This is a genomic window from Vreelandella sp. 162(4c) (genome assembly GCF_058152265.1).
Genome location: NZ_CM176981.1, coordinates 4,738,828 through 4,763,365, shown reverse-complemented (window position 1 = coordinate 4,763,365; position 24,538 = coordinate 4,738,828). Strand labels below are relative to the sequence as shown.

The 24,538-nt window shown below is 55.3% G+C and carries 24 protein-coding genes; 9 read left to right on the top strand and 15 right to left on the bottom strand.

Annotated features, from left to right (window positions below):
• Positions 1-57: 57 nt before the first annotated feature.
• Both sufB and AC4EYZ_RS21865 read right to left on the bottom strand, forming a co-directional pair.
• Positions 58-1,500, bottom strand: coding sequence for a Fe-S cluster assembly protein SufB (gene sufB / locus AC4EYZ_RS21870; protein WP_022522975.1), 1,443 nt, complete (start codon positions 1,498-1,500; stop codon positions 58-60).
• Positions 1,501-1,579: 79 nt separating this feature from the next.
• Entirely contained in the window at positions 1,580-2,044 is a 465-nt protein-coding gene (locus AC4EYZ_RS21865) for an SUF system Fe-S cluster assembly regulator (protein ID WP_022522974.1), read from the bottom strand.
• 296 nt (positions 2,045-2,340) lie between these two features.
• Here AC4EYZ_RS21865 and AC4EYZ_RS21860 point away from each other — a divergent pair, with 296 nt between their 5' ends.
• Positions 2,341-2,544: a putative motility protein gene (locus AC4EYZ_RS21860; RefSeq protein WP_022522973.1), complete on the top strand. Its 204-nt coding sequence runs from the start codon at positions 2,341-2,343 to the stop codon at positions 2,542-2,544.
• Between the two features lie 76 nt (positions 2,545-2,620).
• Here the strand turns inward: AC4EYZ_RS21860 and AC4EYZ_RS21855 are convergent, their stop codons facing one another.
• The 3 genes from AC4EYZ_RS21855 to AC4EYZ_RS21845 all read right to left on the bottom strand — a co-directional run bounded on the left by AC4EYZ_RS21855 (position 2,621) and on the right by AC4EYZ_RS21845 (position 3,933).
• On the bottom strand, positions 2,621-2,962 hold the full coding sequence (locus AC4EYZ_RS21855; RefSeq protein ID WP_022522972.1) for a zinc ribbon domain-containing protein YjdM: 342 nt from the start codon (positions 2,960-2,962) through the stop codon (positions 2,621-2,623).
• Between the two features lie 76 nt (positions 2,963-3,038).
• Positions 3,039-3,515: a YbhB/YbcL family Raf kinase inhibitor-like protein gene (locus AC4EYZ_RS21850; protein WP_041158650.1), complete on the bottom strand. Its 477-nt coding sequence runs from the start codon at positions 3,513-3,515 to the stop codon at positions 3,039-3,041.
• 16 nt (positions 3,516-3,531) lie between these two features.
• Positions 3,532-3,933: a thiol-disulfide oxidoreductase DCC family protein gene (locus AC4EYZ_RS21845; protein WP_474192487.1), complete on the bottom strand. Its 402-nt coding sequence runs from the start codon at positions 3,931-3,933 to the stop codon at positions 3,532-3,534.
• 93 nt (positions 3,934-4,026) lie between these two features.
• On the opposite strand from AC4EYZ_RS21845, the gene AC4EYZ_RS21840 reads away from it, so the two are divergent.
• Both AC4EYZ_RS21840 and AC4EYZ_RS21835 read left to right on the top strand, forming a co-directional pair.
• Entirely contained in the window at positions 4,027-4,503 is a 477-nt protein-coding gene (locus tag AC4EYZ_RS21840) for a flavodoxin family protein (RefSeq protein WP_088700481.1), read from the top strand.
• A gap of 151 nt (positions 4,504-4,654) precedes the next feature.
• Entirely contained in the window at positions 4,655-5,743 is a 1,089-nt protein-coding gene (locus AC4EYZ_RS21835) for a histone deacetylase family protein (protein ID WP_474192488.1), read from the top strand.
• A 63-nt stretch (positions 5,744-5,806) separates the two neighbouring features.
• Here the strand turns inward: AC4EYZ_RS21835 and fadA are convergent, their stop codons facing one another.
• Both fadA and fadB read right to left on the bottom strand, forming a co-directional pair.
• Positions 5,807-6,985: an acetyl-CoA C-acyltransferase FadA gene (gene fadA / locus AC4EYZ_RS21830; protein ID WP_474192489.1), complete on the bottom strand. Its 1,179-nt coding sequence runs from the start codon at positions 6,983-6,985 to the stop codon at positions 5,807-5,809.
• A 23-nt stretch (positions 6,986-7,008) separates the two neighbouring features.
• Positions 7,009-9,204 carry a fatty acid oxidation complex subunit alpha FadB gene (gene fadB, locus AC4EYZ_RS21825; protein ID WP_211596572.1) on the bottom strand — a complete coding sequence of 732 codons (2,196 nt, stop codon included), beginning with the start codon at positions 9,202-9,204 and terminating at the stop codon, positions 7,009-7,011.
• A 234-nt stretch (positions 9,205-9,438) separates the two neighbouring features.
• On the opposite strand from fadB, the gene AC4EYZ_RS21820 reads away from it, so the two are divergent.
• Together AC4EYZ_RS21820 and slyA are read left to right on the top strand one after the other, a co-directional pair.
• Positions 9,439-10,593 (top strand): DUF5924 family protein, encoded by a 1,155-nt coding sequence (locus AC4EYZ_RS21820; RefSeq protein ID WP_211596556.1) that lies wholly within the window; start codon positions 9,439-9,441, stop codon positions 10,591-10,593.
• A 76-nt stretch (positions 10,594-10,669) separates the two neighbouring features.
• Positions 10,670-11,122 (top strand): transcriptional regulator SlyA, encoded by a 453-nt coding sequence (slyA, locus tag AC4EYZ_RS21815; protein WP_022522964.1) that lies wholly within the window; start codon positions 10,670-10,672, stop codon positions 11,120-11,122.
• On the opposite strand, the gene AC4EYZ_RS21810 is transcribed toward slyA, so the two are convergent.
• On the bottom strand, positions 11,101-11,667 hold the full coding sequence (locus tag AC4EYZ_RS21810; RefSeq protein ID WP_022522963.1) for a hypothetical protein: 567 nt from the start codon (positions 11,665-11,667) through the stop codon (positions 11,101-11,103). The genes slyA and AC4EYZ_RS21810 overlap by 22 nt on opposite strands.
• Positions 11,668-11,831: 164 nt before the next feature.
• On the opposite strand from AC4EYZ_RS21810, the gene AC4EYZ_RS21805 reads away from it, so the two are divergent.
• Positions 11,832-12,284, top strand: a complete 453-nt coding sequence (locus tag AC4EYZ_RS21805) for a universal stress protein (protein WP_022522962.1) — start codon at positions 11,832-11,834, stop codon at positions 12,282-12,284.
• Between the two features lie 61 nt (positions 12,285-12,345).
• Here the strand turns inward: AC4EYZ_RS21805 and AC4EYZ_RS21800 are convergent, their stop codons facing one another.
• Complete coding sequence (locus tag AC4EYZ_RS21800; protein ID WP_159176981.1) at positions 12,346-14,262, bottom strand: ATP-binding cassette domain-containing protein; 1,917 nt, start codon at positions 14,260-14,262, stop codon at positions 12,346-12,348.
• Between the two features lie 164 nt (positions 14,263-14,426).
• Here AC4EYZ_RS21800 and AC4EYZ_RS21795 point away from each other — a divergent pair, with 164 nt between their 5' ends.
• Positions 14,427-15,440, top strand: a complete 1,014-nt coding sequence (locus tag AC4EYZ_RS21795; RefSeq protein ID WP_227405396.1) for an AraC family transcriptional regulator — start codon at positions 14,427-14,429, stop codon at positions 15,438-15,440.
• A gap of 13 nt (positions 15,441-15,453) precedes the next feature.
• Here AC4EYZ_RS21795 and AC4EYZ_RS21790 read toward each other — a convergent pair whose 3' ends face one another.
• Genes AC4EYZ_RS21790 through AC4EYZ_RS21770 form a run of 5 tightly spaced genes read right to left on the bottom strand, consistent with a single transcriptional unit; the run spans position 15,454 to position 22,374 of the window.
• Positions 15,454-17,106 carry a fatty acid--CoA ligase gene (locus AC4EYZ_RS21790; RefSeq protein ID WP_490204014.1) on the bottom strand — a complete coding sequence of 551 codons (1,653 nt, stop codon included), beginning with the start codon at positions 17,104-17,106 and terminating at the stop codon, positions 15,454-15,456.
• Between the two features lie 41 nt (positions 17,107-17,147).
• Positions 17,148-18,335, bottom strand: a complete 1,188-nt coding sequence (gene bktB, locus AC4EYZ_RS21785) for a beta-ketothiolase BktB (RefSeq protein WP_474191930.1) — start codon at positions 18,333-18,335, stop codon at positions 17,148-17,150.
• Positions 18,336-18,367: 32 nt separating this feature from the next.
• The gene (locus tag AC4EYZ_RS21780) at positions 18,368-19,510 is read right to left on the bottom strand and encodes an acyl-CoA dehydrogenase family protein (RefSeq protein WP_133732691.1); all 1,143 of its coding nucleotides are present in this window, start codon (positions 19,508-19,510) and stop codon (positions 18,368-18,370) included.
• Between the two features lie 2 nt (positions 19,511-19,512).
• Positions 19,513-21,093, bottom strand: coding sequence for a fatty acyl-CoA synthetase (locus AC4EYZ_RS21775; RefSeq protein ID WP_133732692.1), 1,581 nt, complete (start codon positions 21,091-21,093; stop codon positions 19,513-19,515).
• 39 nt (positions 21,094-21,132) lie between these two features.
• Positions 21,133-22,374 (bottom strand): ABC transporter substrate-binding protein, encoded by a 1,242-nt coding sequence (locus tag AC4EYZ_RS21770; protein WP_490204013.1) that lies wholly within the window; start codon positions 22,372-22,374, stop codon positions 21,133-21,135.
• 237 nt (positions 22,375-22,611) lie between these two features.
• Between AC4EYZ_RS21770 and AC4EYZ_RS21765 the strand changes: the two genes are divergently transcribed.
• Both AC4EYZ_RS21765 and AC4EYZ_RS21760 read left to right on the top strand, forming a co-directional pair.
• Positions 22,612-23,463, top strand: a complete 852-nt coding sequence (locus tag AC4EYZ_RS21765; RefSeq protein ID WP_474191928.1) for a TatD family hydrolase — start codon at positions 22,612-22,614, stop codon at positions 23,461-23,463.
• A gap of 13 nt (positions 23,464-23,476) precedes the next feature.
• On the top strand, positions 23,477-23,956 hold the full coding sequence (locus tag AC4EYZ_RS21760) for a hypothetical protein (protein ID WP_022522953.1): 480 nt from the start codon (positions 23,477-23,479) through the stop codon (positions 23,954-23,956).
• Here the strand turns inward: AC4EYZ_RS21760 and AC4EYZ_RS21755 are convergent.
• On the bottom strand, positions 23,953-24,537 hold the full coding sequence (locus AC4EYZ_RS21755; protein ID WP_027958879.1) for an elongation factor P hydroxylase: 585 nt from the start codon (positions 24,535-24,537) through the stop codon (positions 23,953-23,955). The genes AC4EYZ_RS21760 and AC4EYZ_RS21755 overlap by 4 nt on opposite strands.
• Between the last annotated feature and the right edge of the window lies 1 nt (position 24,538).

Below are 24,538 nucleotides of genomic sequence, written 5' to 3'. Positions count from 1 at the left end.
TTCTGGCGAGTCGCCACGGCGACACTGATAAAATTGGGTGAACTGGACAACCAGCGATTAACCTACCGCGCCTTCCAGGGTGACGTTGAGCAGTGCTTCGGCTTCAACGGCAAACTCCATCGGCAGTTCCTGGAAGACATCCTTGCAGAAACCGTTAACGATCATGCTGACCGCGTCTTCTTCAGAAATACCGCGGCTCTGGCAGTAGAACAGCTGGTCTTCACCGATTTTCGAGGTGGTCGCTTCGTGCTCAATGGTCGCGGTACTATTGCCAATTTCCTGATAAGGAAAAGTGTGCGCGCCGCACTTATCGCCAATCAGCAGAGAGTCACACTGGGTAAAGTTACGCGCCCCTTTGGCCCGCGGGCCAATTTTCACCAGGCCGCGATAGGATTGGTCACTCCTGCCCGCTGAGATACCTTTAGCCACGATATAGGAACGCGTGCCTTCACCGATGTGAATCATTTTGGTGCCGGTATCGGCCTGCTGACGGCCGTTCGTGACCGCGACAGAGTAGAACTCGCCTATGCTGTCTTTGCCGCGCAGTACGCAGGAGGGGTATTTCCAGGTAATCGCCGAGCCGGTTTCTACCTGCGTCCAGCTAATCCGTGAACGGTCACCACGGCAGTCACCGCGCTTGGTGACGAAGTTATAGATACCGCCTACGCCATTTTCATCACCGGGGTACCAGTTCTGCACGGTGGAGTATTTGATATAGGCGTCGTCCAGAGCGACAAGCTCGACCACCGCGGCGTGCAGCTGGTTCTCATCGCGCATTGGAGCCGTACAGCCTTCCAGGTAAGAGACCTGGGCACGGCTTTCGCAAATAATCAGCGTGCGCTCAAACTGGCCAGTGTTGGCCGCGTTAATGCGGAAGTACGTAGACAGCTCCATCGGGCAAGTCACGCCTTCTGGCACAAACACAAAGGAGCCATCGGTAAACACCGCTGAGTTCAGCGCCGCAAAGTAGTTGTCCGCCACGGGAACCACGGTGCCCAAATACTGCTTGATCAGCTCTGGGTAGTCACGGATAGCTTCAGAGATAGAGCAGAAAATAACCCCTGCTTCGCCAAGCTGCTTTTTGAAGGTGGTGGCGACCGAAACGGAGTCAAACACCGCATCGACGGCAACACCTGCCAGCGCGGCGCGTTCGTGCAACGGAATACCCAGTTTCTCATAGGTTTCCAGCAGTTTGGGATCCACTTCATCCAGGCTTTGCGGGCGGTCTTCCGGGCGTTTCGGCGCACTGAAATAGGAGATCGATTGGTAATCAATCGGCGGATAGTCGAGATGCGCCCAGGAAGGGGCTTCCATCTTCAGCCACTGGCGGTAGGCATCCAGACGCCACTCCAGCATCCACTCCGGCTCGCCCTTCTTTTTGGAGATAAAGGCGATGGTGTTTTCATCCAGGCCAGGTGGCAGGGTGTCGCTCTCAATATCGGTTACAAAGCCATCTTTGTATTCGCGACGAACCAACTGTTCCATTTCTTCGCTTGCCATGGTGATACCCTCCGGGCAGTTGGGTGGCGAGGTCATCGCCTTTAAATAATAAATTAGGCCTGCTGTACTCGCGCCGCCGTTAGGCCGACGCCGCCGACAGGCTGATCGTTTGAATAGGCAGTTGTACTGGCAGCTTAATCGGCGCTGTATCAGCCAGATGCGCCAGGGTCACGCTCTCTAGCAGAGTACGCATGGCCAAGGAAACCCGCTGCCAGTTGTCTGCCACACCGCAGGTAGCCACAAGCTCACAATCGCCTTCTGCTTGGCTGCACTCGGTCATGGCGACGGGGCCTTCAATCGCCGCAATAATATCGGCGGCAGTAATCTGCGATGCAGGCCGGGCCAGGCGGTAACCGCCTTGGGCGCCACGCTGAGAAACCAGCAGCCCTGCCCGCACTAGCATTTTGAGCGTTTTACTCACCGTCGGATGGGGCAACTGCACGGCCTCTGCTAACTCTGCCGCTGCATGCGACGCCTGGGAATGGCGGGCAATTTGCGCCATGACCACCGCGGCATAGTCTGTCAGCCGAGAAAGCTTAAGCATGTCGACTCCCTTTATGTCATCAGTACGCAGCAAATCAAATGGTCGCCACGTCAATTGAGTACCATTTTAGTCCTGTATAAATTTGATGTGAAGCCCCTGAGCAAAATGGATAGCAATTTACGCAAAATATCGGCACGTTCGGCGCTGATAGCATCAAAAACAACAATCATTATCATTTAGAAAAGCTATTACTTCTGTATCTGCTGCTTTGCATTGAGTAGCCGATTCTGATAGCGTCAGAACGTATTAGATGCCCCTACTGTATGAGGCATCCCAATATTTGTAGGAGGCAGACTATGGATGTAGCAGTTAACAACATGGTAAATGCAACGCTGGATATGAGGCAGGCGCAAGCGATCCAACAGGCTCAGTTCGGTGTTTTTAAAGAGGCATTAGACGGCCAGGCAGCGCAAATCACCGCCCTGATGGATAGCGTTGCTTTAGATCCACAGTTGGCTACCAGCGGCAGCGTAGGTACGCAGATTAATACGACTGCGTAATAAACGTTAGGCTAGATAAATCAATAGCCCCCTGGCCAACGCCAGGGGGCTATTTTTTTAATGATCGGTTTTAACGCTAGGCTTTCTTAACAAATTCGGATTTAAGCTTCATCGGGCCGATACCGTCAATTTTACAGTCGATATCGTGGTCGCCTTCAACTAAGCGAATGCTTTTCACTTTAGTGCCCACTTTAACCACCAGTGAACTGCCCTTAACCTTCAAGTCCTTGATCACCGTTACGCTATCACCGTCGGCTAGCATATTGCCGTTGGCATCGCGCACGCCTGAAGCGTCATCAGCGCCCTCTTCTTCTGCCACTTTTGACCACTCATGGCCGCACTCTGGGCAGACATATTGAAGACCATCATCGTAGCTAAACTCAGAGGCACAGGCAGGACAGTTAGGCAGGTCACTCATCAGACGGCTCCATCACCACAGTTAGAAAGCGATGGAGCCTACACGGGTTACGCAAAATGTCCAGCCAAAGGCTAGATCAATCGCGCTGGTAAGTACCCACCAAACGGTTCATTCCCAGCAGGTGAGGCTCTACTTCTTTGAGCAGTTCAGCCAGCGTGAGCCCTTCAGGGAGCGAGGTTTGATGATCCAGCGCCAGCACCCAGAAATAATAAAGATGCTTGCCGTGCCCTTCTGGCGGCATCGGGCCACAATAGCCAGTACCACCTTTATCATTTGCGCCGACGGTGCCCGCCGCCGTCTTTTCAGTTAATTCCTGAATATCGCCGGGTAGGTTATAGAGCACCCAGTGGACAAAGCCATAGCTACCGTCTTTGACCAACGGCGCGTCCGGGTCATGACAGATCACTGCAAACCCTTGGGTTCCCTCGGGAGCGTCTTGCCAAGCAAGTGCTGGCGAAACATCCTCACCTTCCCCGGTGTGCTTGGCAGGGATCGCCTGATGGTCAGCAAACGCCGGGCTGGTAACCTGCATTGATGAAAGTGCAAATGTCATGTTTTATCTCCTTGGTTTATCTAATGTGCCTTTCGCTCCTAGTCTCACAACTCCACCGGCCTTGTTTCTTCAGGCGGCGCTTAACCCAGGCATCATAAAGCGCCCGCAAGCCCGATTTAATGCCCGGTAGACCAATGATCCAGGCAGCCGGCGCCAACAAGGGAATACGCTTCATTAATAAACGGTAAGCATCGATCCCCTCCACCAATTGCCCAGATGCCGTTTCGATATGCAGAGAGCGCAGCGCCATGTCGGGATCGACGCCCTTTTGCTGTAGCACCTGATGATGTTCACTCACATCAAGCCACGCGATATCAGCGGCATGCCGCCCCGACCAGCGCTCATAGCGACGCCGCTCTTTACGACACAGCGGGCACTGCGCATCGTAAAAGACATTGATAGAGGTATTCTTGGGCATATAGCCTCTCTAGTTAACGTCACTAAAGCAGTGTGGCATTTTCAGTACTAGTCGCAAACCTTTACATTTTCACTGCTGATTTAGGCTACTGCCATGACATCTGAGTTCAAAAAACAGCTATTAATTGTTGCCCATGCCCCTTCGGCAAATACGCGCCTACTGCGCGATGCAGCCTTCCAGGGAGCTAGCCATCCCGACCTTGAACAGATGCACTGCGTGGTAAAAGCGCCCCTGGAAGCAGGCCCAGAGGATGTACTTGCCTGCGATGCGATTCTGCTCGGCACCACGGAAAACCTGGGCTATATGAGCGGTGCGCTCAAGGATTTTTTTGATCGCAGCTACTATCCTGTCATTGAAAAGAAACAGGGATTACCCTGCGCGCTCTATATTCGCGCGGGGCACGATGGCACGGGCACCCAACGAGCAGTAGAGAGCATCACCACTGGCTTACGCTGGCGATGGGTACAGGCACCGCTCATTTTACGCGGCGAGTGGCAGCCCTCATTTGCAGATCAGGTAGAAGAGCTCAGCATGACCCTAGCGTTTAGTGTTGAGAGTGGCATTGTCTGAGAGCGGCATCGTTTGAGAGTGATATTGTATAACCTCGACTAGCCTGCCTTACTGTAGATAAGCATTTCGTGCCCATTGTGCGATTAAAGGGCTGCAGTAACTTGCTGGAATTTACTGCTGTGACCTATCGCACGCACATTAGGTAGCCATTATGCATAAAGTCATTGCTTTCTATGATGATCGGGTGCTCGCTCACGAGCCCAATATTGACGCCGACTTTCTACCGCAACGAATCGATAAGCGCATTCGACATCTGCTTGCAGGGCTTCCTGTGCCATGGAAATACCCCGAGCACCCCGGCCGCTTGAAAGCTATTCAGCACCTGCTTGAGAAAGCGCCCATTGCGAGCCTACACATTGAAGGTGGCAAAACAGCCACCCATGATCAACTCGCCAGAGTGCATACCACTTCCTATCTAAGCGATATTTTTAGCCTACGCGGGAAAAATGCCTGGCTGGATGTGGATACCACAGCGGTCTCACCGGGAAGCGTAGATGCCGCCGAAGTCGCCGCCGGAACGGCCATTGCCGCAGTAGAAGCCGTAATGGAGAAGCGCGCTAAAAGCGCCTTTGCACTTGTGCGCCCGCCTGGACACCACGCAGAGCCCGTTCGCGCCCGCGGATTTTGTTTATTCAACAATGTGGCAGTCGCCGCAGCCCATGCGCGCAGCGCACTGGGTTGCGAAAGAGTGCTGATTGTTGATTGGGATGCCCATCACGGTAACGGCACCCAGGATATTTTCTGGGCAGAACCGGACGTAATGTTTTTCGATATTCACCGCGCAGCACCCTTCTATCCCGGCTCAGGCCATCTGGAAGAAGTGGGCGCCGGTTTAGCTGAAGGCACCACGATTAATGTTCCGTTACCGGCTGGCGCTGGCGACGAAGCGTACCTCAAGGCGTTTCGCGATATTCTTGCCCCGGCCGCAGCGTGGTTTAAGCCCGAGATTATTTTAGTCTCGGCAGGATTTGACCCCCACTGGCACGATTTGGCCTTAAACGTTTCCTATGAAGGTTTTGGCGCACTGACCGGATTCATGCAACAACTGGCCGAACAACACTGCGATGGCCGTTTGGTGTTTGTATTAGAGGGCGGCTATAACCTTGAGTCACTGGCCAACGGCACTAGAGCCGTCCTTGCCGTATTGGCGGGCAACACCGTGCCGGTGCCCGATACCTGCGGCATTGCGGAAGTCCAAGCCGCAGCGGATTTCCACCGCACGGCCTTTCAATCGGAATAGTTGCTTTGACAATAAAAACGGCACCTCGCAAGGTGCCGATTTGAAGCATTAAGAGCGAAGTGGTTATTTCAACCGCTCAAATACCGTCGCAACGCCCTGCCCCATACCAATACACATGGTGGCTAAGCCGAGGGTGGTATCGCGCTGCTGCATCACGTTAAGCAGCGTGGTGCAAATACGTGAGCCAGAACAACCCAGCGGGTGCCCGAGGGCAATCGCGCCACCGTTCAGGTTAACCTTATCGTCCATGGCATCCAGGAAACCAAGATCTTTTAGCACCGGAATCCCCTGAGCGGCGAAGGCTTCATTAAGCTCAACAGTTTGAATATCCGCCGCGGAAAGGCCTGCAATTTTCAGCGCTTTCTTAGATGCAGGTACCGGACCATAGCCCATGATCGACGCATCACAACCCGCGACACCGGTAGAGAGCACCTTCGCAATAGGCTCTAGGCCAAGCGCTTGAGCGCGCTCGTAGCTCATCACGGCCATTGCCGAGGCACCCACGGAAAGCGCCGAGGAAGTACCCGCCGTAACCGTACCGTTGCGCGGATCAAATACCGGCTTCAAATTCGCCATGGACTCCAGGGTGGAGTCGCCACGAATAACTTCGTCCCGCGTCACCATCACTCTGAAACCGCGCTGGTCGTGGCCTTCGACGCCGATAATTTCGTTATCGAAGTAGCCCTTCTCCATAGCCGCCTGGGCGCGCTGGTGAGAGCGAACGCCGAACTTATCCTGCTCTTCCCGGGAAACGCCGTGCATTTTGCCCAGCAGTTCCGCGGTTAGGCCCATCATCATCGCTGCTTTGGCTGCGTATTTGCTGGCCGCCGGGTTAACGTCAACGCCGTGGGCCATGGGTACGTGCTCCATGTGCTCAACACCGCCGATGATAAAGAAGTCGCCCATCCCCGCTTTGATATTGGCGGCGGCGATATGCAGCGCCGTCATCGAAGAGCCACACAAGCGGTTAACGGTTTGCGCAGGCACCGAGCGAGGAATACCGGTCATGATCGCCGCGTTACGGGCAATATTCATCGACTGCTCAAGCGTCTGGTTCACACAGCCCCAGATCACATCATCCACTTCAGAAGGGTCTAGATTAGGATTGCGGGTAAATAGCGCCTGCATTGCCGCCGCAGAGAGGTTCTCTGCGCGAACGTTACGAAAAGCGCCATTTTTAGCTTTCGCCATGGCGGTACGAACACCGTCTACCACCACAATGTCTCTCGGATTCAAACTCATCTTATATCTCCTGTGCGTGGTGGTTAGGCTTGGTTGGCAGAACTGGCAGCGCTGTCACTGGAATAGAATTGCTCGTTGTTCTGAGCCATCTGACGCAGCTTGTCAGTGGGTGCATAAAGCGGTCCCAGCTCGTCGGCCAAGCCTTCTGCCAGTTTGACGAACTCTGCAATGCCCATGGCGTCGATGTAGCGCAGCGCACCACCACGGAACGGCGGGAAGCCGATGCCATAGATCAACGCCATATCGGCTTCGGCTGGCGTGGCCACAATGCCATCTTCCAGGCAGCGCACGGTTTCCAAACAGAGCGGCACCATCATGCGGGCGATAATATCCTCGTCGGAAAACTCTTTATGCTCTTTCACCACCTCTTTGACCAAGGCGTAAGCGGCTTCGTCGGTGACTTTCTTCGGCTTACCCTTCTTGTCCTCTTCGTAAGCGTAGAAGCCCTTGTCGTTCTTCTGGCCTAAACGGTCATTGTCGTACATGACCTGAATGGCGGTTTTACCGTCGCGGGCCATGCGATCAGGGAAGCCTTCCGCCATGACTTCATTGGCGTGAACCGCAGTGTCCAGGCCGACCACATCCAGCAAGTAGGCCGGGCCCATGGGCCAGCCAAACTTCTCCATCACTTTATCAACGTGCTGGAAGTCAGCGCCTTGCTCGACTAAGAAGCTGAAGCCGCCAAAGTAGGGGAACAGCACGCGGTTGACCAAGAAGCCGGGGCAATCATTGACCACAATCGGTGTTTTACCCATTGCCCGGGCGTAGGCCACGGTGGCGGCAACGGCGGCATCCGAAGTCTTCTCACCACGGATGACTTCTACCAGAGGCATGCGGTGTACGGGGTTGAAGAAGTGCATACCGCAGAAATTTTCCGGCCGCTTGAGGTTTTGCGCCAAGCGGTTGATAGAAATCGTCGATGTGTTCGAGGTGAGAATGGTATTTTCGCCCACCATCCCTTCCACTTCGGTCAGTACGGCGTCTTTGACTTTGGGGTTTTCTACCACCGCTTCGACAACGAGATCGACGTTGCCAAAATCACCATAGGAGAGCGTCGGGCGAATATTAGTCAGCTTCTCCGCCATCTGCTCGGTGGTCAGCTTTTTGCGCTCTACCTGCTTGGCAAATAGCTTACGGGCTTCTTTCAGGCCCAGCTCAATGGCGTCATCCTTGATATCTTTCATCAGAATGGGCGTGCCTTTAGAGGCACTCTGATAAGCGATACCACCGCCCATGATACCCGCACCCAGCACGGCCGTTTGCTTCACCGGCTGCGCCTGCTTCTCATACTTGCTGGCTTTTTTCTTGACCACTTGGTCGTTCAAGAACAGACCCACCAAGTTGAACGCCACGCTGCTGAGTGCCAGCTTGGCGAAAGCTTTGGCTTCAATCGCCTGGGCACGGCCACGCTCTTCGCCAGCGCCTTTCTGAATCACTTTGATCGCTTCTACCGGCGCCGGATAATGGGGCCCCGCTTTACCAGCGACATAGCCTTTCGCTGTTTCAAACGCCATCATCTGTTCAATCGGGTTGAGCTTAAGCGGGCTGGTCTTTTCAGCACGACGGGCCTGGTAATCCAGCTCACCGGCATTCGCACGGTCAAGAATATCCAATGCGGCCTCTTCCAACTGTTCAGCCGTCACCACCGCATCGACGGCACCCACTTTTAGCGCGGCATCGGCACGGTTTTCGGTACCACCGGCAATCCACTCAATGGCATTATCGGCGCCGATAATGCGCGGTAGACGCACGCAGCCACCCCAACCAGGCAGGATACCGAGCTTGGTTTCGGGCAAGCCGATCTTGGCTTTGTCGCCCATCACGCGAAAATCGGTGGTTAGCAGTACTTCGCAGCCACCACCCAGAGCCAGTCCATTGATCGCTGTTACGGTAGGGAACGGCAGATCTTCAATAGCGTTAAAAATATCGTGAACCTTGAGATTCATCTCCTCAAGGTAGGCTTCGCCTTTATCAAATAGAGTGTGAAACTCGGTGATATCGGCGCCCACGATAAACACATCTTTCCCGCTCGCAATAAGTAAACCTTTTAAGCTATTTTCAGCTTGAATGGCTTTTACTGCTTCGCTCAGCTCTGCGACCACCGCGCTGGAAAGCTTGTTGACGGACTCATCTTTCAGATCGAAAGTGAGCATTGCGATATTATTGCCACTCGGGGTGTCACGACGTGTCACCGTAATGGCATTGCCTTGATAGATCATCCGCGCTCTCTCCACATTTTCGGGCTGGCTCTGAAAAGAGAACCCGCCACGTTTCTCATACGGCTTCCACACGACTTTCATACGGTCGTTTGATTACCTTAGCTTGGTTGAGTTGCCTGATAACGTCAAGCCCAGACTTTTGGCTAATTTACCCATCTAGTGAGACCAGCACTCCCCTGTATCCGTTCATGCTGCTAGGATCACGCTTCTTTTAATTTTGTAGGTTACCTTGTTATGGGCACACTGCTCACGCCATCGCGCATTGAGGCCGTTCAGCGGCGTATTGAAAGCATTGTCGAACGGATAAAACCGTGGAGCTGGATGTGGCCACCCATGGCGTTCGCTGCCGGTTTAGGTAGTTTCTTTCTGGTGGATCGCCAGCAGTGGCTCGGCGCAGCGCTGGCGCTGGGATTACTGTTTGCCTGGACACTTCTGCTCTCTGAAGGTTTGATCAGTCGCTGGCTCTCTCGGCGGGGCCACCCTACACCACCCCGTGGCGTGACCACCTTTATCGCCCAGATGATTCACCAGGAGACACTTTTCTTCACGCTGCCGTTCATTTTAGTCACTACCGTATGGAATAGCGGGCAAACGCTATTTGCGCTACTGGTGGGCGGCATGGCGCTTCTGTCAATTATCGATCCACTCTACTTCAAAGTTGCCGAGCGATGGCGGAGTGTCTACTTCATCTTCCACGCCCAGTGCGTATTTCTTGTTCTACTGGTGACGCTGCCCATCATGGTACACCTCACTACGGGTCAGAGTTTGCTGCTGGCCCTGGGGATCACCATTCTGGTGGCTCTGCCCAGTTTTTGGCACTTGCTGAAGCAGCGTTCCCTCAAACGCTGGTGCGCTTTTTTTGTGTTGACCCTACTGCTCGCCTATGGCGCGTGGCTTGGACGCATTTGGGTGCCGCCCGCCAGCCTATGGATGACCAGCAGCGCGCTGTCTCCCGGCTTTGATATCGAGCAGCGCCTGCCCCAAGGCTCAATGGCGTTAACGCCGCAAGCCATCAGCGAAAATGGCCTTTATGTTTACACCGCTATTCGGGCACCGCGTGGATTAAGTGAAACTATTACCCATGCCTGGCATCACAATGGTGTGCCAATGGATGTCGTGGAGCTTAATATCGATGGCGGACGCGAGCAGGGTTACCGCGCATGGAGCCACAAACAAAACTTTCCCGAAGACCCTACCGGCGATTGGCGCATTGATATCATGACAGGTACTGGCCAGCGCTTGGGATTAATACGTTTTGAGGTCTCAGACGATGCTCAGCAAGCCACGCTGGCAGATGGAGAGATACGCGCCAGTGGTCTAAGTGGATTAAACTTACGGCGGTTCGTGCCGGGTCGACCTAACGATGAAGAGGCGCGACCGGAAGATTGAAGGGTCAAGCGCCTTGCATTCAGCGGCGTAGCTTATGACAATTCGACTACTCACATTTATTGGCAGCTAGTTACCTATGGCTTCAACGATTGGATTTCGCATCGCACGCTTGCCCCACTTATGGCGCTCCATCTTGGATCGCCGCTTGGCGCCCTTGGGATTAACCCAAACACGCTGGGTGACGCTGTATCACCTGTGGCGTCTTGGCGAAGGCCATCCACAGTGCGATCTCGCCCGTGCGATTGGCGTTGAGGCGCCCTCTCTTGTGCGCACTCTGGGCCAGCTCGAAGAACAAGGCTTAGTGGAGCGCCGAGCCTGCGACAACGACCGTCGCAGCAAGCGGATTTATCTTACCCCTGCCGCGATGCCGCTGCTGGAACAGATCGACAGCGTTGCGCAACAAGCGCGCAAAGAGATGTTCGCTGGCTTGAGCGAAGAGAACCTCGAACAACTCAACGAATGGTTGGCGGTGATTGAATCCAACGGCTTAGCGATACAAGCACGGGATCAGGATAGCCCAGTATCTTGATCACTTACTTTGGAAGACGACTTCTCAGTGCCCTTTAACGGCTGGCTGAAAGGCTGGTCGGCACGACCACGCAGCGCCTCCCGCAGTTGCTGAAATTCAGGTAGGTAGGTCGCGAATCGCTCCGCGGTTTGCGACTCCCACCACCAAAGCGTCAATGCATAAGGGGTCGACTGCACCACCAAGGCGTCTTGCGGTAAGCGTTCAAGCAGTGTTTTTAACGCTGCTGTGGCGGCATCAGGTAAAGGCCGCAAAGGGGCTATCCGCCAGCGCCAGCCAGCATGAAATGGCGTTAAGGCTTCACTGGCATTGCTGTCTCTTACCAATAGAAAATCAGGCCCCGGCCCTTCCTGGGGATAGTGCCAGCGATAAGCCGGCATGGTACCTCTAAAATGGTGTAGCGGCGGCTTTTCCAGTTTGATGCTGACGCCCTGTTTAGCGATTTGAGTGCGCAGCGCCTGCTGGCGTTTTTGACGCGGGCTAGGCTTTAGCCACATCACCGGCGCAATGACAAACAGCATAATAAACACGATAATTAACCATTCCATCTCTACATTTCCTCCCACATAAGCCACACTATATAAACTATTCTAAAAACCATGACTCAGGTCGCTGTTTTGACTCAAGTCATTGTTAAAACAGGACACGCCATCTAAAGTAACGGTCATTGAACAAAGAGCCTCTTTGTTACCTACTGCCAAGGAGATACGCCATGAGCTATCACCACATTTTAGTTGCCGTTGACTTAACCAAAGACTCCCACAAGATTCTGGAACGTGCCGTTGCGATCGCTGAACGCAACGACCAAGCCAAAATTTCCATTATGCATACCCTGGAACCGCTTGGGTTTGCCTACGGTGGCGATATCCCCATGGACTTGACCAGCATCCAGGATCAATTGGATGAACACGCCAAAAAACGCTTAGCCGAAATCGCCGCCCCGCATATTGCCGAGGCTGACCAACACGTTGTGGTGGGTATGCCCGACACCGAAATTCACCGTTTTGCTGAAGAGCACGATGTAGATCTAATCGTAGTGGGCTCCCATGGCCGCCACGGTTTTGCTCTACTGCTCGGCTCAACCTCTACCGGCGTATTGCACGGTGCCCAATGCGATGTGCTAGCCGTTCGCGTCGGTAAAAAAGGCGAAGAAAGCGACGAGTAACCTAAGGCACGATAACGTTTATAAAAAAGGCGCCCATACGGCGCCTTTTAACGTTTTCAAGCTACTCACCGGCAGCCATCGCTTCCAGTTCCATCCAGCGCTCCATGGCAACTTCTAACGCTTTCTGCACTTTTTCAAGCGTTTGCAGCTTAGCCGTAACGGCGTCGGCATCCTGCTGATAAAACGCTGGGTCACCGATTTCACTCTCCAGCGTCTCTACTTGCCCCTCAAGACGTTCGATTTCGGCGGGCAGTGCATCTAACTCGCGTTGCAAATTATACGAGAGTTTGACGCTTTTCTTGACCGTTGCGGCAGGTGCTTCAGCCACTTTCTTGGGCGCTTCTGAGGTGGGTTCGGTACGCTGACGCGCCGCCCCTTCCCAAGGTGCTGGCGGCAGCTTGCCCCCCTGGCGAATCCAGTCGGTATAGCCCCCCACGTATTCACGTACAACGCCATCGCCCTCAAAGGCGAGCATGCTGGTCACCACGTTGTCCATAAAGGTTCGGTCGTGGGAGACCAGTAGCAGCGTGCCATCGAAATCGAGCAGCAGCTCTTCGAGCAGCTCCAGGGTTTCCATGTCGAGGTCGTTGGTCGGCTCATCGAGCACTAACACGTTAGCTGGCTGAGTGAACAACTTGGCCAGCAGCAGGCGGTTGGACTCGCCACCGGAGAGCGCTTTCACCGGCTGGCGCACCCGCTCGGGGGTGAAAAGAAAGTCCTGTAGATAGCTCATCACATGGCGATCTTTACCGCCCACACTGACACGATCACTGCCTTGGGCAACGTTGTCGTAAACGGTTTTTTCCAGTTCAAGCCCGGCGCGCAGTTGGTCGAAATAAGCCACTTTCAGATTGGTGCCCATCTGCACCTTGCCTTCAGTGGGTTCCAACTCGCCCAGCAGGATTTTCAGCAGGGTTGTCTTGCCCGCACCGTTGCGCCCCAGGAAGCCAATACGGTCACCGCGCAGTACCTCAAGATTGATATCGCGCAGTACCACCTCATCGCCAAACCGTTGGGTGACACCTTGCAGCTCCACAACGCGCTTGCCGGTACGCTCACCGCGATCCACCGTCAGGTTGGCATTGCCTTGACGCTCGCGGCGCTGGCTACGCTCGTTACGCATTGCCTCGAGCGCTCGAACCCGGCCTTCGTTGCGGGTACGCCGTGCTTTAACGCCCTGACGAATCCAGGCTTCTTCCTGGGCAAGTTTTTTATCAAATTCGGCGTTCTCCCGCGCCTCTACTTCAAGCTCGTGCTGCTTACGAGCCTGATACTCTTCGTACTTGCCGGGGTAGCGCCCTAGCTGGCCGCGATCCAGCTCCAGAATATTGGTGGCCAGTTTGGAAAGAAACGCCCTATCGTGGGTAATCAGCAGCACCGCGCCATTAAACGCCAGCAGTTGCTCTTCCAACCAGGCGATGGTGTCTAAGTCCAAGTGGTTGGTAGGCTCATCGAGCAGCAGTAAATCAGGCTCGGCGACCAGGGCACGCGCCAACGCCACCCGGCGCCGCCAGCCACCGGAGAGCGAGCTCATCTCAGCCGCTGGGGGCAGGCCCAAGCGGGTCAGCACGGTATCGATACGCTGGTGGAAAGACCAACCATCAATGGCTTCCAGACGCGTTTGCAGGGTCGCCATGCGATCCATATCAGGGTCTGGATCATTGATAAGATGGTCGTACTCGGAGAGTAGCTCCCCAGCTTCCGGCAGACCTTGGGCGACCATATCGAAAATGGTCAGGCCAGATGACTCGGGCAACTCCTGAGCCAGCACGCCTATCTTGAGGCCAGGTGCTCGCCAGATTGAGCCATCATCGGGAAGGATATCCCCCGCTACCAGCTTTAGCAGAGTGGATTTGCCGGTGCCGTTGCGCCCGACCAGCGCCAGCCGTTCGCCTTTTTCAACCGTCAGGTCGGCGCGATTGAGTAGTACATGGGTGCCGTAGGCGAGTTGCAGCTGTTCGAGTCGTAACAGGGTCACGCGGTGTCCTCCTAAATCGTGAGGCGCACAGTGTAACGCATGAGCGGCCCAGGAGGGGGAACCATATAGAGGTGAATCGTAGAGCGGAAATCACCAGCGTGATACCGTTTTGCCAGCAACGACAATATCTCAACCAAAAAACGACTTTTAAAGGCGGGCTGAACGTGACGGTGACCGTCTCGATGCATTTTGTAAATGAGCTGTTTAAAGGCTTACCCAACAGCTCAACATCGCCCACACGCTACCTGGAACGGGCGGGTATTTCGCCCTTTTTACTTTCGGCCCCCCATGGCCGCGTCACGGTTGAGCAGTTTGCCGAACTGTATCGCGGGTTGGTGAACGAACTGGACGACGAAACGCCCGGCTTTTTTTCCCGCCCATTGCGGGGAGGCACCCTGAAGCTGCTGTGTTTAAGCATGCTGGATGCGCCCAATTTGCAGGTGGCACTGCACCGCTATACGCAGTTTTTCCGTATTCTTCTCGACGACTTTGGCTATGCATTTACGCTCGAAGGCGATTTCGCTCGCATGGCGCTAGTAGAGCATGCGCCCTTGCTGGGCAGCCGCACTCTGATTCATGAGCTGATGCTCAAGCTGTTTCACGGCATCGCGTCGTGGATGATTGCGCGTAAAATACCGCCTATTTTGATGGAGTGCGCTTACCCCCAGCCGCCACACAGCGCTGATTATCTCTATTTTTACCCCGGCACGGTGCGCTTTGAGCAGGCACAAACCGCGATCTATATAGACCGCGATTTCCTTGATCACCCTATTCGACAGACCAAGAAACACCTGGGCGCTTTTCTAAAGCGCGCCCCGGCAGACTGGTTCTATGTGTCGTTTGCAGATCGCCTGCTCACCCACCGCGTGCGCGAACACCTCTCTCGCCATTTGTTGACGGCAGGCACAGTGCATAGCGCCGCCGATGCATTGCATATGTCGGCACGCACGCTGGCGCGGCATCTCAAAAGGGAGGGCACTCACTTTCAAGCGGTCAAGGATGAGTACCGCCGCGATGTCGCGATTCAGGCACTCACCTGTAGTGAGAAGCCCCTGGTTAGCATCGCGGAGGCGTTGAGCTTTGAGGATCTAGCCTGTTTTAGTCGTGCCTTCAAAACCTGGACAGGCAATTCGCCCGCCGCGTATCGCAAAGCGCGCACGGCGGGCAACGTTCGCTAGCCAGCCCGATAGGCTATATTTCGGTGCGGATACGTTTCTTATCCAGCTTGCCCACGCTGGTTTTGGGTATCTCATCGACGAAACGAATCATGCTGGGAATCCCCCAGCGATTGAGTTTTCCCTGAGCGACAAACTGCTCTAAAAACGCCTGCACGGCTTCAGTGGTGGGCGGGTTGTTCAGATCGGCGGGGACAGCTAACGCCGCTGGCCGCTCTCCCCATTTATCGTCCGTCACCCCGATCACCGCCACTTCGGCAATGCCTGGACACTGGCTGATATAGCTCTCCAGTTCTAACGACGAGAGCCACTCGCCGCCGGTTTTAATCACGTCTTTTATGCGGTCGCTAATGGTCAGAAAGCCCCGCTCATCAAGCGAGCCCACATCCCCGGTATGCAGCCAGCCGTTGCGCCATAGCTCCGCACTGCGCTTCTCCTCTTTATAGTAGGCCTGGGTCAGCCAAGGCGCTTGAACACGCACTTCGCCAACGCTTTTACCATCATTGGGTAGCGGCTCGCCGTCCGCATCAACCACTTGCAGTTTAACCAATGGTATCGGCAGGCCCGCTTTACAGCGCCAGGGTAGCTGGGTCTCAAAATCAGCGTCGCCGATATCCTGCGGTAGAATATCGGCAGTGAGTAGCGGGCAGGTTTCCGACATGCCATATGCACTGCGAGTGTCGATCCCCAACGCCCATGCCTTGCTCGCTAGCGACTCGGTTAACGCACTGCCGCCGACCAAAACTTTCCAGCCGGAGAGGTCGACCTGCTTTGAGGCAATCGCCTCGGCGCTGACTACCATGTTGAGCAGGGTGGGAACGCAGTGGGAGAAGTCGACCTTCTCGCTAACCAGCAGCTTGACCAGCATTTCCGGCTCGTAGCGGCCAGGGTAGACCTGGGTAGCCCCCATCAGCGTGGCGGTATACGGCACTCCCCAGGCGTGAACGTGAAACATGGGGGTAATGGGCATATAGACCTTGTCGCGGTTGAGCAGCTCAAAACCGGGCGCCTGGAAAGCGCTAGACTCGTTCAATGTATGCAGCACCAACTGGCGGTGGGTAAAGAAAACCCCTTTGGGGTTACCCGTAGTGCCGGTGGTATAGAACAGTGTGGCGACGGCGTTTTCATCAAAGGAGGGAAAGTCATAGTGAATGGGCTGCTGGCTTAATAGCGCTTCAAACTCGCCCACCAGCGGCAGCGTGGTATCGATTGTTTGCGGAGCCTCCTGACACAGCAGATAGCCACGTACTTGGGGCAGCTTATCGGCCAGCGGCTCAAGCAGCGGCACAAACTCTTCGTGCACGATGACGAAAACGTCTTCGGCATGCTCCATGGTGTAGAGGATTTGCTCCGGAGCCAGGCGCACGTTCACCGTGTGGAGTACCGCGCCGATCATTGGAATGGCAAAAAAGCACTCCAGATAGCGGTGGCTATCCCAATCCAGCACCGCTACCACGTCACCGGCTTGTACGCCCTGTGACGTCAGCGTATGGGCCAGTTGGTGCACTCTCTCACGAAAACGCTCATAGCTGTGACGGCTCTGATCCCGGTAGACAATCTGATTGTCGCCTGCCATGCGCACACCTGCCTCCAGCAGGTCGCCAATCATTAAAGCGGGGTTCGTCGCAGAGGCCGTGGCGGGTAAAATTTTCGGGGTTACTGAAGGCATAAACACTCCTTTAAACGTGTTCTTGTGGTAATCAAATCGGATCAGCTGCGCTCGATAAGCAGGGCGATGCCCTGCCCACCACCAATACACAGGGTTATCAAGCCGTAGCGACCGTTAATACGTTCCAATTCGTGTAGCGCTTTGAGAATCAGAATAGCCCCCGTGGCCCCCACCGGATGCCCCAAGGCAACCGCGCCGCCGTTAGGGTTTAGTTTCTCTAACGGAAAACCTAGCGTGTCGGCCACCGCCAGAGCTTGGGCAGCAAAGGCTTCATTGGACTCAATCACGTCAATATCGTTAATGCTTAGCCCCGCCTGTTGGAGGCAGCGTTGCACCGCAGGAATCGGACCAAGGCCCATTAGCGTTGGCTCAACGCCTGCTGTTGTGGCAACACGAAGATGCGCTCTGGGCGCTAAGCCCCGCTGTGTGGCTTCATCGGCATGGGCAAGCACTAACGTGGCTGCACCATCGTTGATACCCGAGGCATTGCCTGCGGTCACCATGCCATCTTTTTGGAAGGCGGGCTTGAGCCGCGCCAAATCGCTAAGTTGGACGCCATCGCGTACATGCTCATCGCGGAAAAAAAGAGCTGTTTGCTTACCACGACTGACCTCCACTGCTACGATTTGATCGTCAAAGCGGCCTTCCGCGATGGCACGCGCCGCTTTTTGATGGCTCTCAAGGGCAAACTGATCCAGCTGCTCACGGCTTAGGCCATACTGTTTAGCGATGTTCTCGGCGGTGCAGCCCATATGGCCGCTGCCAAAGGGATCGCTCAAGATGCCCAGGGTTAAATCCTGAACGTTTACATCACCCATACGTACGCCGTTGCGCGCCTGGGGCGGCAGCAGATAGGCACCACGCGACATCAACTCCGCGCCACCTGCCAGCGCTAAACGGCTGTCGCCCATGGCAATCTGCTGGGCGGCTGAGACCACCGCCTGTACACCTGAACCACACAGCCGATTGACGTTGAAGGCCCCCGCCTCTTTCGGCACACCAGCTTCGAGTGCAATATGGCGCGCCAGATAGGCATCCTGGGGGCCGGTGGTAATAATGTGACCATAGACCGAGTGATCGATATCTCCGCCCTCAACGCCAGCACGGCGCAACGCCTCCTTGGCGGTTATCGCCCCCAACTCAAACGGCGCCTTGGTTGAGAGCGAACCGCCAAAACTACCGATCGCGGTTCGTGCGCCGCCTAAAATCACTACATCATCCAACCGCATGGCTCTCTCCTGTGTTCAAACGCATCGTCTTGCTAAGCCACTTTGCCTAGCAGCGAGCGGGCGACAACTTCTTTCATGATCTCTGAGCTGCCGGCATAGATCGTTTGTACTCGGGCATCCAGATAAAAGCGTGAAATGGGATACTCGTGGGTGTAGCCGTAACCGCCAAATAGCTGCAGGCAGCGATCCACCGCTTGGCACTGCAGTTCGCTGAGCTGCAGTTTTAAAATCGCCGCATCCGTGCTGCTCATGGTGCCCTGGCGGTACTTTTCGACGCAGTGCTCAAAGTAGGCACGGGCCACGTCCAGCTGGGCTTTGATCTCTGCCAGGGTAAAGCGGGTATTTTGAAAATCCGCCACCCGCTGTCCAAACGCCTGGCGCTGTTGTACGTACTCCAACGTCAGCGCCAGCGCTCCCTCCACGGCGCCCAGCGCCTGTGCCCCAACACCCAGGCGTTCACGGGGCAGTTCCTGCATTAGGTAGCGGAACCCGGCGCCCTCCTCACCCAGCAGCGCCTCATGGGGCAACTGCATTTGATCAAAGGCAAGCTCGGCGGTGTCGCTGGCGTGCTGGCCGATCTTTTTAATCGGTTTACCCCGCGAAAAGCCGGGTAAGTGGGTGTCAACCAAAAACAGTGACACGCCCTTTGACCCGGCGGAAGGATCGGTTTTGGCACATACGATGACCAGGTCGGCAAACTGACCGTTGGTGATAAAGATTTTGCTACCGCTTAACTCCCAGCCATCGCTAGTGCGCTTCGCCCTAGTTCTCATTGAAGCAAGATCACTACCCGCATGGGGTTCGGTCATGGCGATGGCCCCAAGCGCATCACCACGGGCCATGGCAGGTAGCCAACGCTCACATTGCGCCGCTGTCCCCAGGTTCTGCAGGTAGGGCATAACGATATTGGCGTGGATATTATAGGCACTGGCAAGGCCACCAAACCCCTGGCGGGAGAGCTCTTCCAGCGCCAGCTGGGTGATGGCGATATCAGCCCCTGAACCACCGTGCTGTTCGTCAAGGTCAATGCCGAGCAGCCCCGCAGCGCCCAATGCATGCCACAGTGAGCGCGGCATTTCACCCGCTGCCTCCCACTCATCGTAGTACGGGGCAACCTCCTGGCTTAGGCAGCGTTTGATCATGGCGTGAAACAGGTCGGTTGTTTGCGCGTCCATGCTTACCCCTTAAGGTCTTGACGTAGGTGGCGTTTAAGGATTTTGCCTGCGGTACTTTTGGGCAGCGCATCGGCAAAAAGGATGTGTTTAGGCACTTTATAAGGCGCCATCAGCGTTTTTGCGTGATGGATCAGCTCCTCCTCGCTTGCCTCTTGGCCCTCTTTCAATACAACTACCGCCGTGATGGCTTCGATCCATTTCTCGTCGGGCTGACCGATCACCGCCACTTCGGAGACCGCCGGATGCTTGAATAGCCCCTCCTCTACTTCACGGCTAGCCACCAGTACGCCGCCGGTATTGATCACGTCCTTGATACGGTCAACAACGTACAAATAGCCCGCTTCATCGAAGTAGCCCACGTCCCCTGAGTGGAACCAACCGCCCTGGAAGGCTTCTTCAGTCATCGCCGGCTTATCCCAGTACCCGTTCATGAGCTGCGGCGATCGATGGACGATTTCACCATGCTCGCCGGGCGGCACATCGTTCATCTCAAGATCGACGATGCGGGTTTCCACCGTCAAAATGGGCCGCCCGGCTGAAGCGGGCCGCTCGGCGTGCTCTTCAGGTCGAAGCACGGTCGCCAAGGGCGCTATTTCGCTCTGCCCATAACAGTTATAGAGCCCGACGCCCGGTATACGCTGCTGAAGCTCTTCCAGTACCGGCACCGGCATAATCGAGGCACCGTAATAGGCTTTATTTAGAGCGCTTAAATCAAAGCGATCAAATTCAGCGTGGCGCAACAGGCTGATCCAGACCGTGGGCGGGGCAAAAAATGACGCGATCTGGTGATCAGCTATAGCGCTTAAACACAGCTCGGGAAGCGGCGCCTCTAGCAAATAGACGGGCGCACCGAGCAACAGTGCTGGCATGAGAAAGACGTGCATTTGTGCTGAGTGGTAGAGCGGCAGCGCGGCGAGCATGGCGTCGCTGCCTTTAATATCCAGCTCAACCATACAAGCCATATATTCGGCCATCAGTGCCTGATGGGTCATCATCGCGGCCTTAGGCGCGGCGGTGGTGCCCGAGGTATAGAGCAATTGAGCAAGGCTGGCACCGTCGACCGTCACATTGGGCTCTTCGCTACTCTTTTCACTATTGGGCGCTTCACTACTGGATCCTGAAACTGCATGAGCGAGTACATCAAAGCTTTTCGCATCCCGCCCCTGATCCGCATGCAGGGTGCCCATCATGGTTAGATCCAAGCCTTCGGTCGCGGCACTTACTTTGTCGGCGAGGCTGATATCGCTGAGCAGGCCAGTTGCCCCCGACTGGTCAAGAATATAGCGCAGCTCATCGCTGCTTAAAGCGAAATTGATCGGCACATGCACCAACCCCGCTTTAGCAGCGGCAAGCCAGGCGATGACATAGGCATCAGAGTTTTTGCCATACACCGCCAGCCGATCACCTGGCGTAAGCCCGGCTGCCAGCAGGCCATTGGCTACGCGGTTGGCTGCCTGGTTGAGCGTTTGATAGCGCCATTGGCGCTCGCCAAATACCAGCGCCAGCTGGTGAGAATATTTTCGAGCGCTGCGGTTTAGAGCAGCCCCGATACTGTTTTGCTGAATAACCGACGTTTCCGGCATGCCAAATCCTCTGAGTTGTTGTAATGAGTTGGCAAAGACTTAACTGTTTACCAGCGGGCAGACACTCTCTGAAAGCGGACGGAAGGCCTCTTCTGCAGGAATGGTGCGAATAACATGAAAGAGATCATCCTCATCCTGCGACTCTTCAGGTGTTTTCACTTCTACTAAATACATATCGTGAACCATGCGGCCATCCTCACGGATGTAGCCATCGGTGGCGAAGATGTCGTTGATGGGGGTATCGGCCATTTGCTGACGGACGGTTTGGGTGTCATCGGTGCCGGTAGCTTCAATCGCTTCAAGGTAGTGGCGAGTACTGGAATAGAGACCCGCGTGTACCATGGTAGGCATGCTGCCGGTACGCTCACGGAAACGCTCCGCCCAGGCCCGGGTTTCTTCGTTTAGATCGTAGTACCACGCTTTGGTAAACTGCAGACCCTGCGCGTTCTCCAAGCCAATGCTGCGTATATCAGTACTAAACAGCACCATGCCCGCCAGAATCTGCCCTGCCTGGGTAATGCCGAATTCCCCTGCTGTCTGCACCGCGTTAATCGTATCGCCGCCAGCGTTATTCAGCGCAATGACATCAGCGCCGGACGCCTGGGCCTGGAGCATAAAAGAGGAGAAGTCACTGCTGGGGAAAGGGTGGCGAGCGCTGCCCACGATGGTGCCGCCATTTTCAGTCACTACGCGTGTGACGTCGGCTTCCAGTGCATGGCCAAAGGAGTAGTCAGCGCTTAACAAATACCAATTTTTGTGGCCCTCATCGGTAATTGCCTTTGCCGTTCCGTTGGACATCGCCCAGGTGTCATAAACCCAGTGAATATGATTGGGCGAACAGTGCTCATTGGTAATGCTTGAAGAGACAGCGCCATTGACCAGTCCAAGTTTATCCGCCTCTTCCAGCAGGCTCACCGCCGCCAGAGTGACAGAAGATGCCACCAGCCCGGTGACCATATCGACGTTGCGCTCATCGATCCACTCACGCACGACGCTTGAGCCTACATCGGGGCTATTACGGTCATCGGCGCTAAACACCACAATATTGGCCCCATTGACGCTGCCGCCCATATCTTCAATCGCCATATTGATAGCGTCTTCACCCAATGGGCCAATGGGGTCGCGATAAACGCCGGACATATCGGCTAAATAGCCAATGCGGATTTCGTTATCAGAGATACCCTCATCAGCAAAAGTAGTGGGCGCATAGCTGGCCATCAGAATGGCAGCGGCGAGAGTGGAAGTAGCAAAGCTGTGAGATAAACGAGGAGATACTGGCATTATTATGTTGCTCTCTTTTGTTGTTATTAAAGGGTGTTATTGAATCAATCGCAGCGACGTAGCACGCCATAGCTTGCGTTCATCTTAGGCGCTAATAAGCCCTAGCTGTTTACCTATCGAGCCAGTTTTTTTGCAATTCGTGCCATTTCCTTGCGCTCACATTCTTAAATACACCATTAGTCGATGCTCGCGCATGCCGTTACAATGGTGCCTTTGCAGATTGAACGGGAGAGACCTTTGGCTACTGCTGATGCCGATGATTTTTTACCCGAAGCACTACAGTTTCGGCCTAGCGCCCCTTTGGTGGATATCGGCGCTAACTTGACCCACGATAGCTTCGGTCGTGATCTTGAGGCGGTTATCCAGCGTGCCCGGGCCGCGCAGGTAACCACCATGATCGTCACCGGCACCGACCTGGCCCACGCCGAGCAAGCGGTTGCGCTTGCCAAGCAGTATCCTGGCCTCTACGCCACAGCGGGAGTGCATCCCCACGACGCCAGTCGCTGGGATAAGAACCTCGAGCGCGACATGGCGGCCCTGCATGCCATGCCGGAAGTCGTCGCCGTAGGCGAGTGCGGCTTGGATTTTAATCGCAACTTCTCAACGCCCCAGGAGCAGGAGCGAGCCTTTGAAGCACAGCTGGCACTGGCAGTAGAAAGCGGCTTGCCGCTGTTTTTGCACGAGCGGGATGCGGGCCAGCGTATGCGCGAAATCCTGCATGCGTGGCGAGACGACATCAGCCACGCGGTAGTGCACTGTTTTACCGCTGACCGCGATACGCTGTTTGGTTATCTCGACCTAGACTTGCATATAGGCCTGACCGGTTGGATTTGCGACGAGCGGCGCGGTCATCATTTGCGCCCTCTGGTAAGCGATATACCGCTGGAGCGATTAATGGTGGAAACCGACTGCCCTTATCTGTTGCCCCGCAACCTACCGGCGAAGTTAAAGGGGCGAAGACACGAACCGGCGTTGCTACCGTGGATTGTCCGCGAGATCGCCCAGTGGCATGGTATTAGCGAAACAGAGCTAGGTGCGGCAACCACACAGACCGCCCAGCGTTTTTTCCGTCTTCCCACGGAATCTTAAAAGGAGTATTAGCGTGGCCGATTATCCAGGGTTTATAGCCATTGAAACAGGCGAAGACGATGGGCTCCCGCTAGCCATTGCCTGGTCGCTCCCCGATGGCCGGGTGAAGCAAACATTGATTCAGCCGGACGATAGCTGGATCAAAGAGGATACCAATGCCATGGGCGCTTACAGCATGGAAGAGCTGGAGAGCTTAGGGGTTAGTCCGCTTGAGGTAATTCGCGAGCTTGAGAACGACCACTTCTCCGCCACGCTGTATACCAGCGACAATGGCGACGACGAAGCGGCACTAGCGCGCCTTTTTGACACCTACGGGCTTGATCCTTTTGTTGAGCTAGCCCCAGCGTCGGTGCTCTACCCTTCACTTACCCCAGGCGAATGGCACCGCCAACGGCGCGAAACGTTCAGCGAGCTGGGTTTAGAGCCGATGCGCCCAGAGCATGAGCTGGAAGTGATGCTATCGATGCATCAGCGCCTGACCGAAGAGGATTAAGCCGGCAGCGCTTTATCCATTTTATCCAACGTGGCATGCGCCTGTGCCACGGCTTCCGCTAGTGTCGCCTGGTCAGAGTAGAAGCGTTTAAGCGCCACCTGGAAGGCGTTTGCGCGGGCTGGAAAGCCCTCCTTCAAGTAGCGCTGGGCGCGGGCCTCCACTCGCGCTGCAAATGCCTCTATATCTACCTCTATATCGCCGCCTAGATTGTCCACGCTGACATGAAACACGCGACCACAGGCACGGGTGAAGATAGACTCCAACGCCTGTGGCGCAATCTCAGCCTGCTCAAACGCTTTTTGCTGTTCAGCATCGCGCCCATCAGGGCAGTACCAGTAGCCGTAATCCTCTTGTTGGCGCCGCTGTGCTCCCGCAATACACCAATGGCTGATTTCGTGCAGCGCACTGGCATAGTAACCCCGCGCAAAGATAACCTGATGATAAGGGGTTTCACTGTTAGCGGGCCGATAGAGAGGCTCATCCCCGCCCCGAATCAACCGGGTTTGATACCGCTCAGCAAAAATCCCGTCAAAAAGCGCGGTAATATCCTCGAGCGTCCATCGCTCCTGCCTGTCACTCACA

Bases quoted from the DNA above. Each gene is read 5' to 3' on its own strand.
- sufB (WP_022522975.1), bottom strand. From the start codon at position 1,500: ATGGCAAGCGAAGAAATGGAACAGTTGGTTCGTCGCGAATACAAAGAT.
- AC4EYZ_RS21865 (WP_022522974.1), bottom strand. From the start codon at position 2,044: ATGCTTAAGCTTTCTCGGCTGACAGACTATGCCGCGGTGGTCATGGCG.
- AC4EYZ_RS21860 (WP_022522973.1), top strand. From the start codon at position 2,341: ATGGATGTAGCAGTTAACAACATGGTAAATGCAACGCTGGATATGAGG.
- AC4EYZ_RS21855 (WP_022522972.1), bottom strand. From the start codon at position 2,962: ATGAGTGACCTGCCTAACTGTCCTGCCTGTGCCTCTGAGTTTAGCTAC.
- AC4EYZ_RS21850 (WP_041158650.1), bottom strand. From the start codon at position 3,515: ATGACATTTGCACTTTCATCAATGCAGGTTACCAGCCCGGCGTTTGCT.
- AC4EYZ_RS21845 (WP_474192487.1), bottom strand. From the start codon at position 3,933: ATGCCCAAGAATACCTCTATCAATGTCTTTTACGATGCGCAGTGCCCG.
- AC4EYZ_RS21840 (WP_088700481.1), top strand. From the start codon at position 4,027: ATGACATCTGAGTTCAAAAAACAGCTATTAATTGTTGCCCATGCCCCT.
- AC4EYZ_RS21835 (WP_474192488.1), top strand. From the start codon at position 4,655: ATGCATAAAGTCATTGCTTTCTATGATGATCGGGTGCTCGCTCACGAG.
- fadA (WP_474192489.1), bottom strand. From the start codon at position 6,985: ATGAGTTTGAATCCGAGAGACATTGTGGTGGTAGACGGTGTTCGTACC.
- fadB (WP_211596572.1), bottom strand. From the start codon at position 9,204: ATGATCTATCAAGGCAATGCCATTACGGTGACACGTCGTGACACCCCG.
- AC4EYZ_RS21820 (WP_211596556.1), top strand. From the start codon at position 9,439: ATGGGCACACTGCTCACGCCATCGCGCATTGAGGCCGTTCAGCGGCGT.
- slyA (WP_022522964.1), top strand. From the start codon at position 10,670: ATGGCTTCAACGATTGGATTTCGCATCGCACGCTTGCCCCACTTATGG.
- AC4EYZ_RS21810 (WP_022522963.1), bottom strand. From the start codon at position 11,667: ATGGAATGGTTAATTATCGTGTTTATTATGCTGTTTGTCATTGCGCCG.
- AC4EYZ_RS21805 (WP_022522962.1), top strand. From the start codon at position 11,832: ATGAGCTATCACCACATTTTAGTTGCCGTTGACTTAACCAAAGACTCC.
- AC4EYZ_RS21790 (WP_490204014.1), bottom strand. From the start codon at position 17,106: ATGCCTTCAGTAACCCCGAAAATTTTACCCGCCACGGCCTCTGCGACG.
- bktB (WP_474191930.1), bottom strand. From the start codon at position 18,335: ATGCGGTTGGATGATGTAGTGATTTTAGGCGGCGCACGAACCGCGATC.
- AC4EYZ_RS21780 (WP_133732691.1), bottom strand. From the start codon at position 19,510: ATGGACGCGCAAACAACCGACCTGTTTCACGCCATGATCAAACGCTGC.
- AC4EYZ_RS21775 (WP_133732692.1), bottom strand. From the start codon at position 21,093: ATGCCGGAAACGTCGGTTATTCAGCAAAACAGTATCGGGGCTGCTCTA.
- AC4EYZ_RS21770 (WP_490204013.1), bottom strand. From the start codon at position 22,374: ATGCCAGTATCTCCTCGTTTATCTCACAGCTTTGCTACTTCCACTCTC.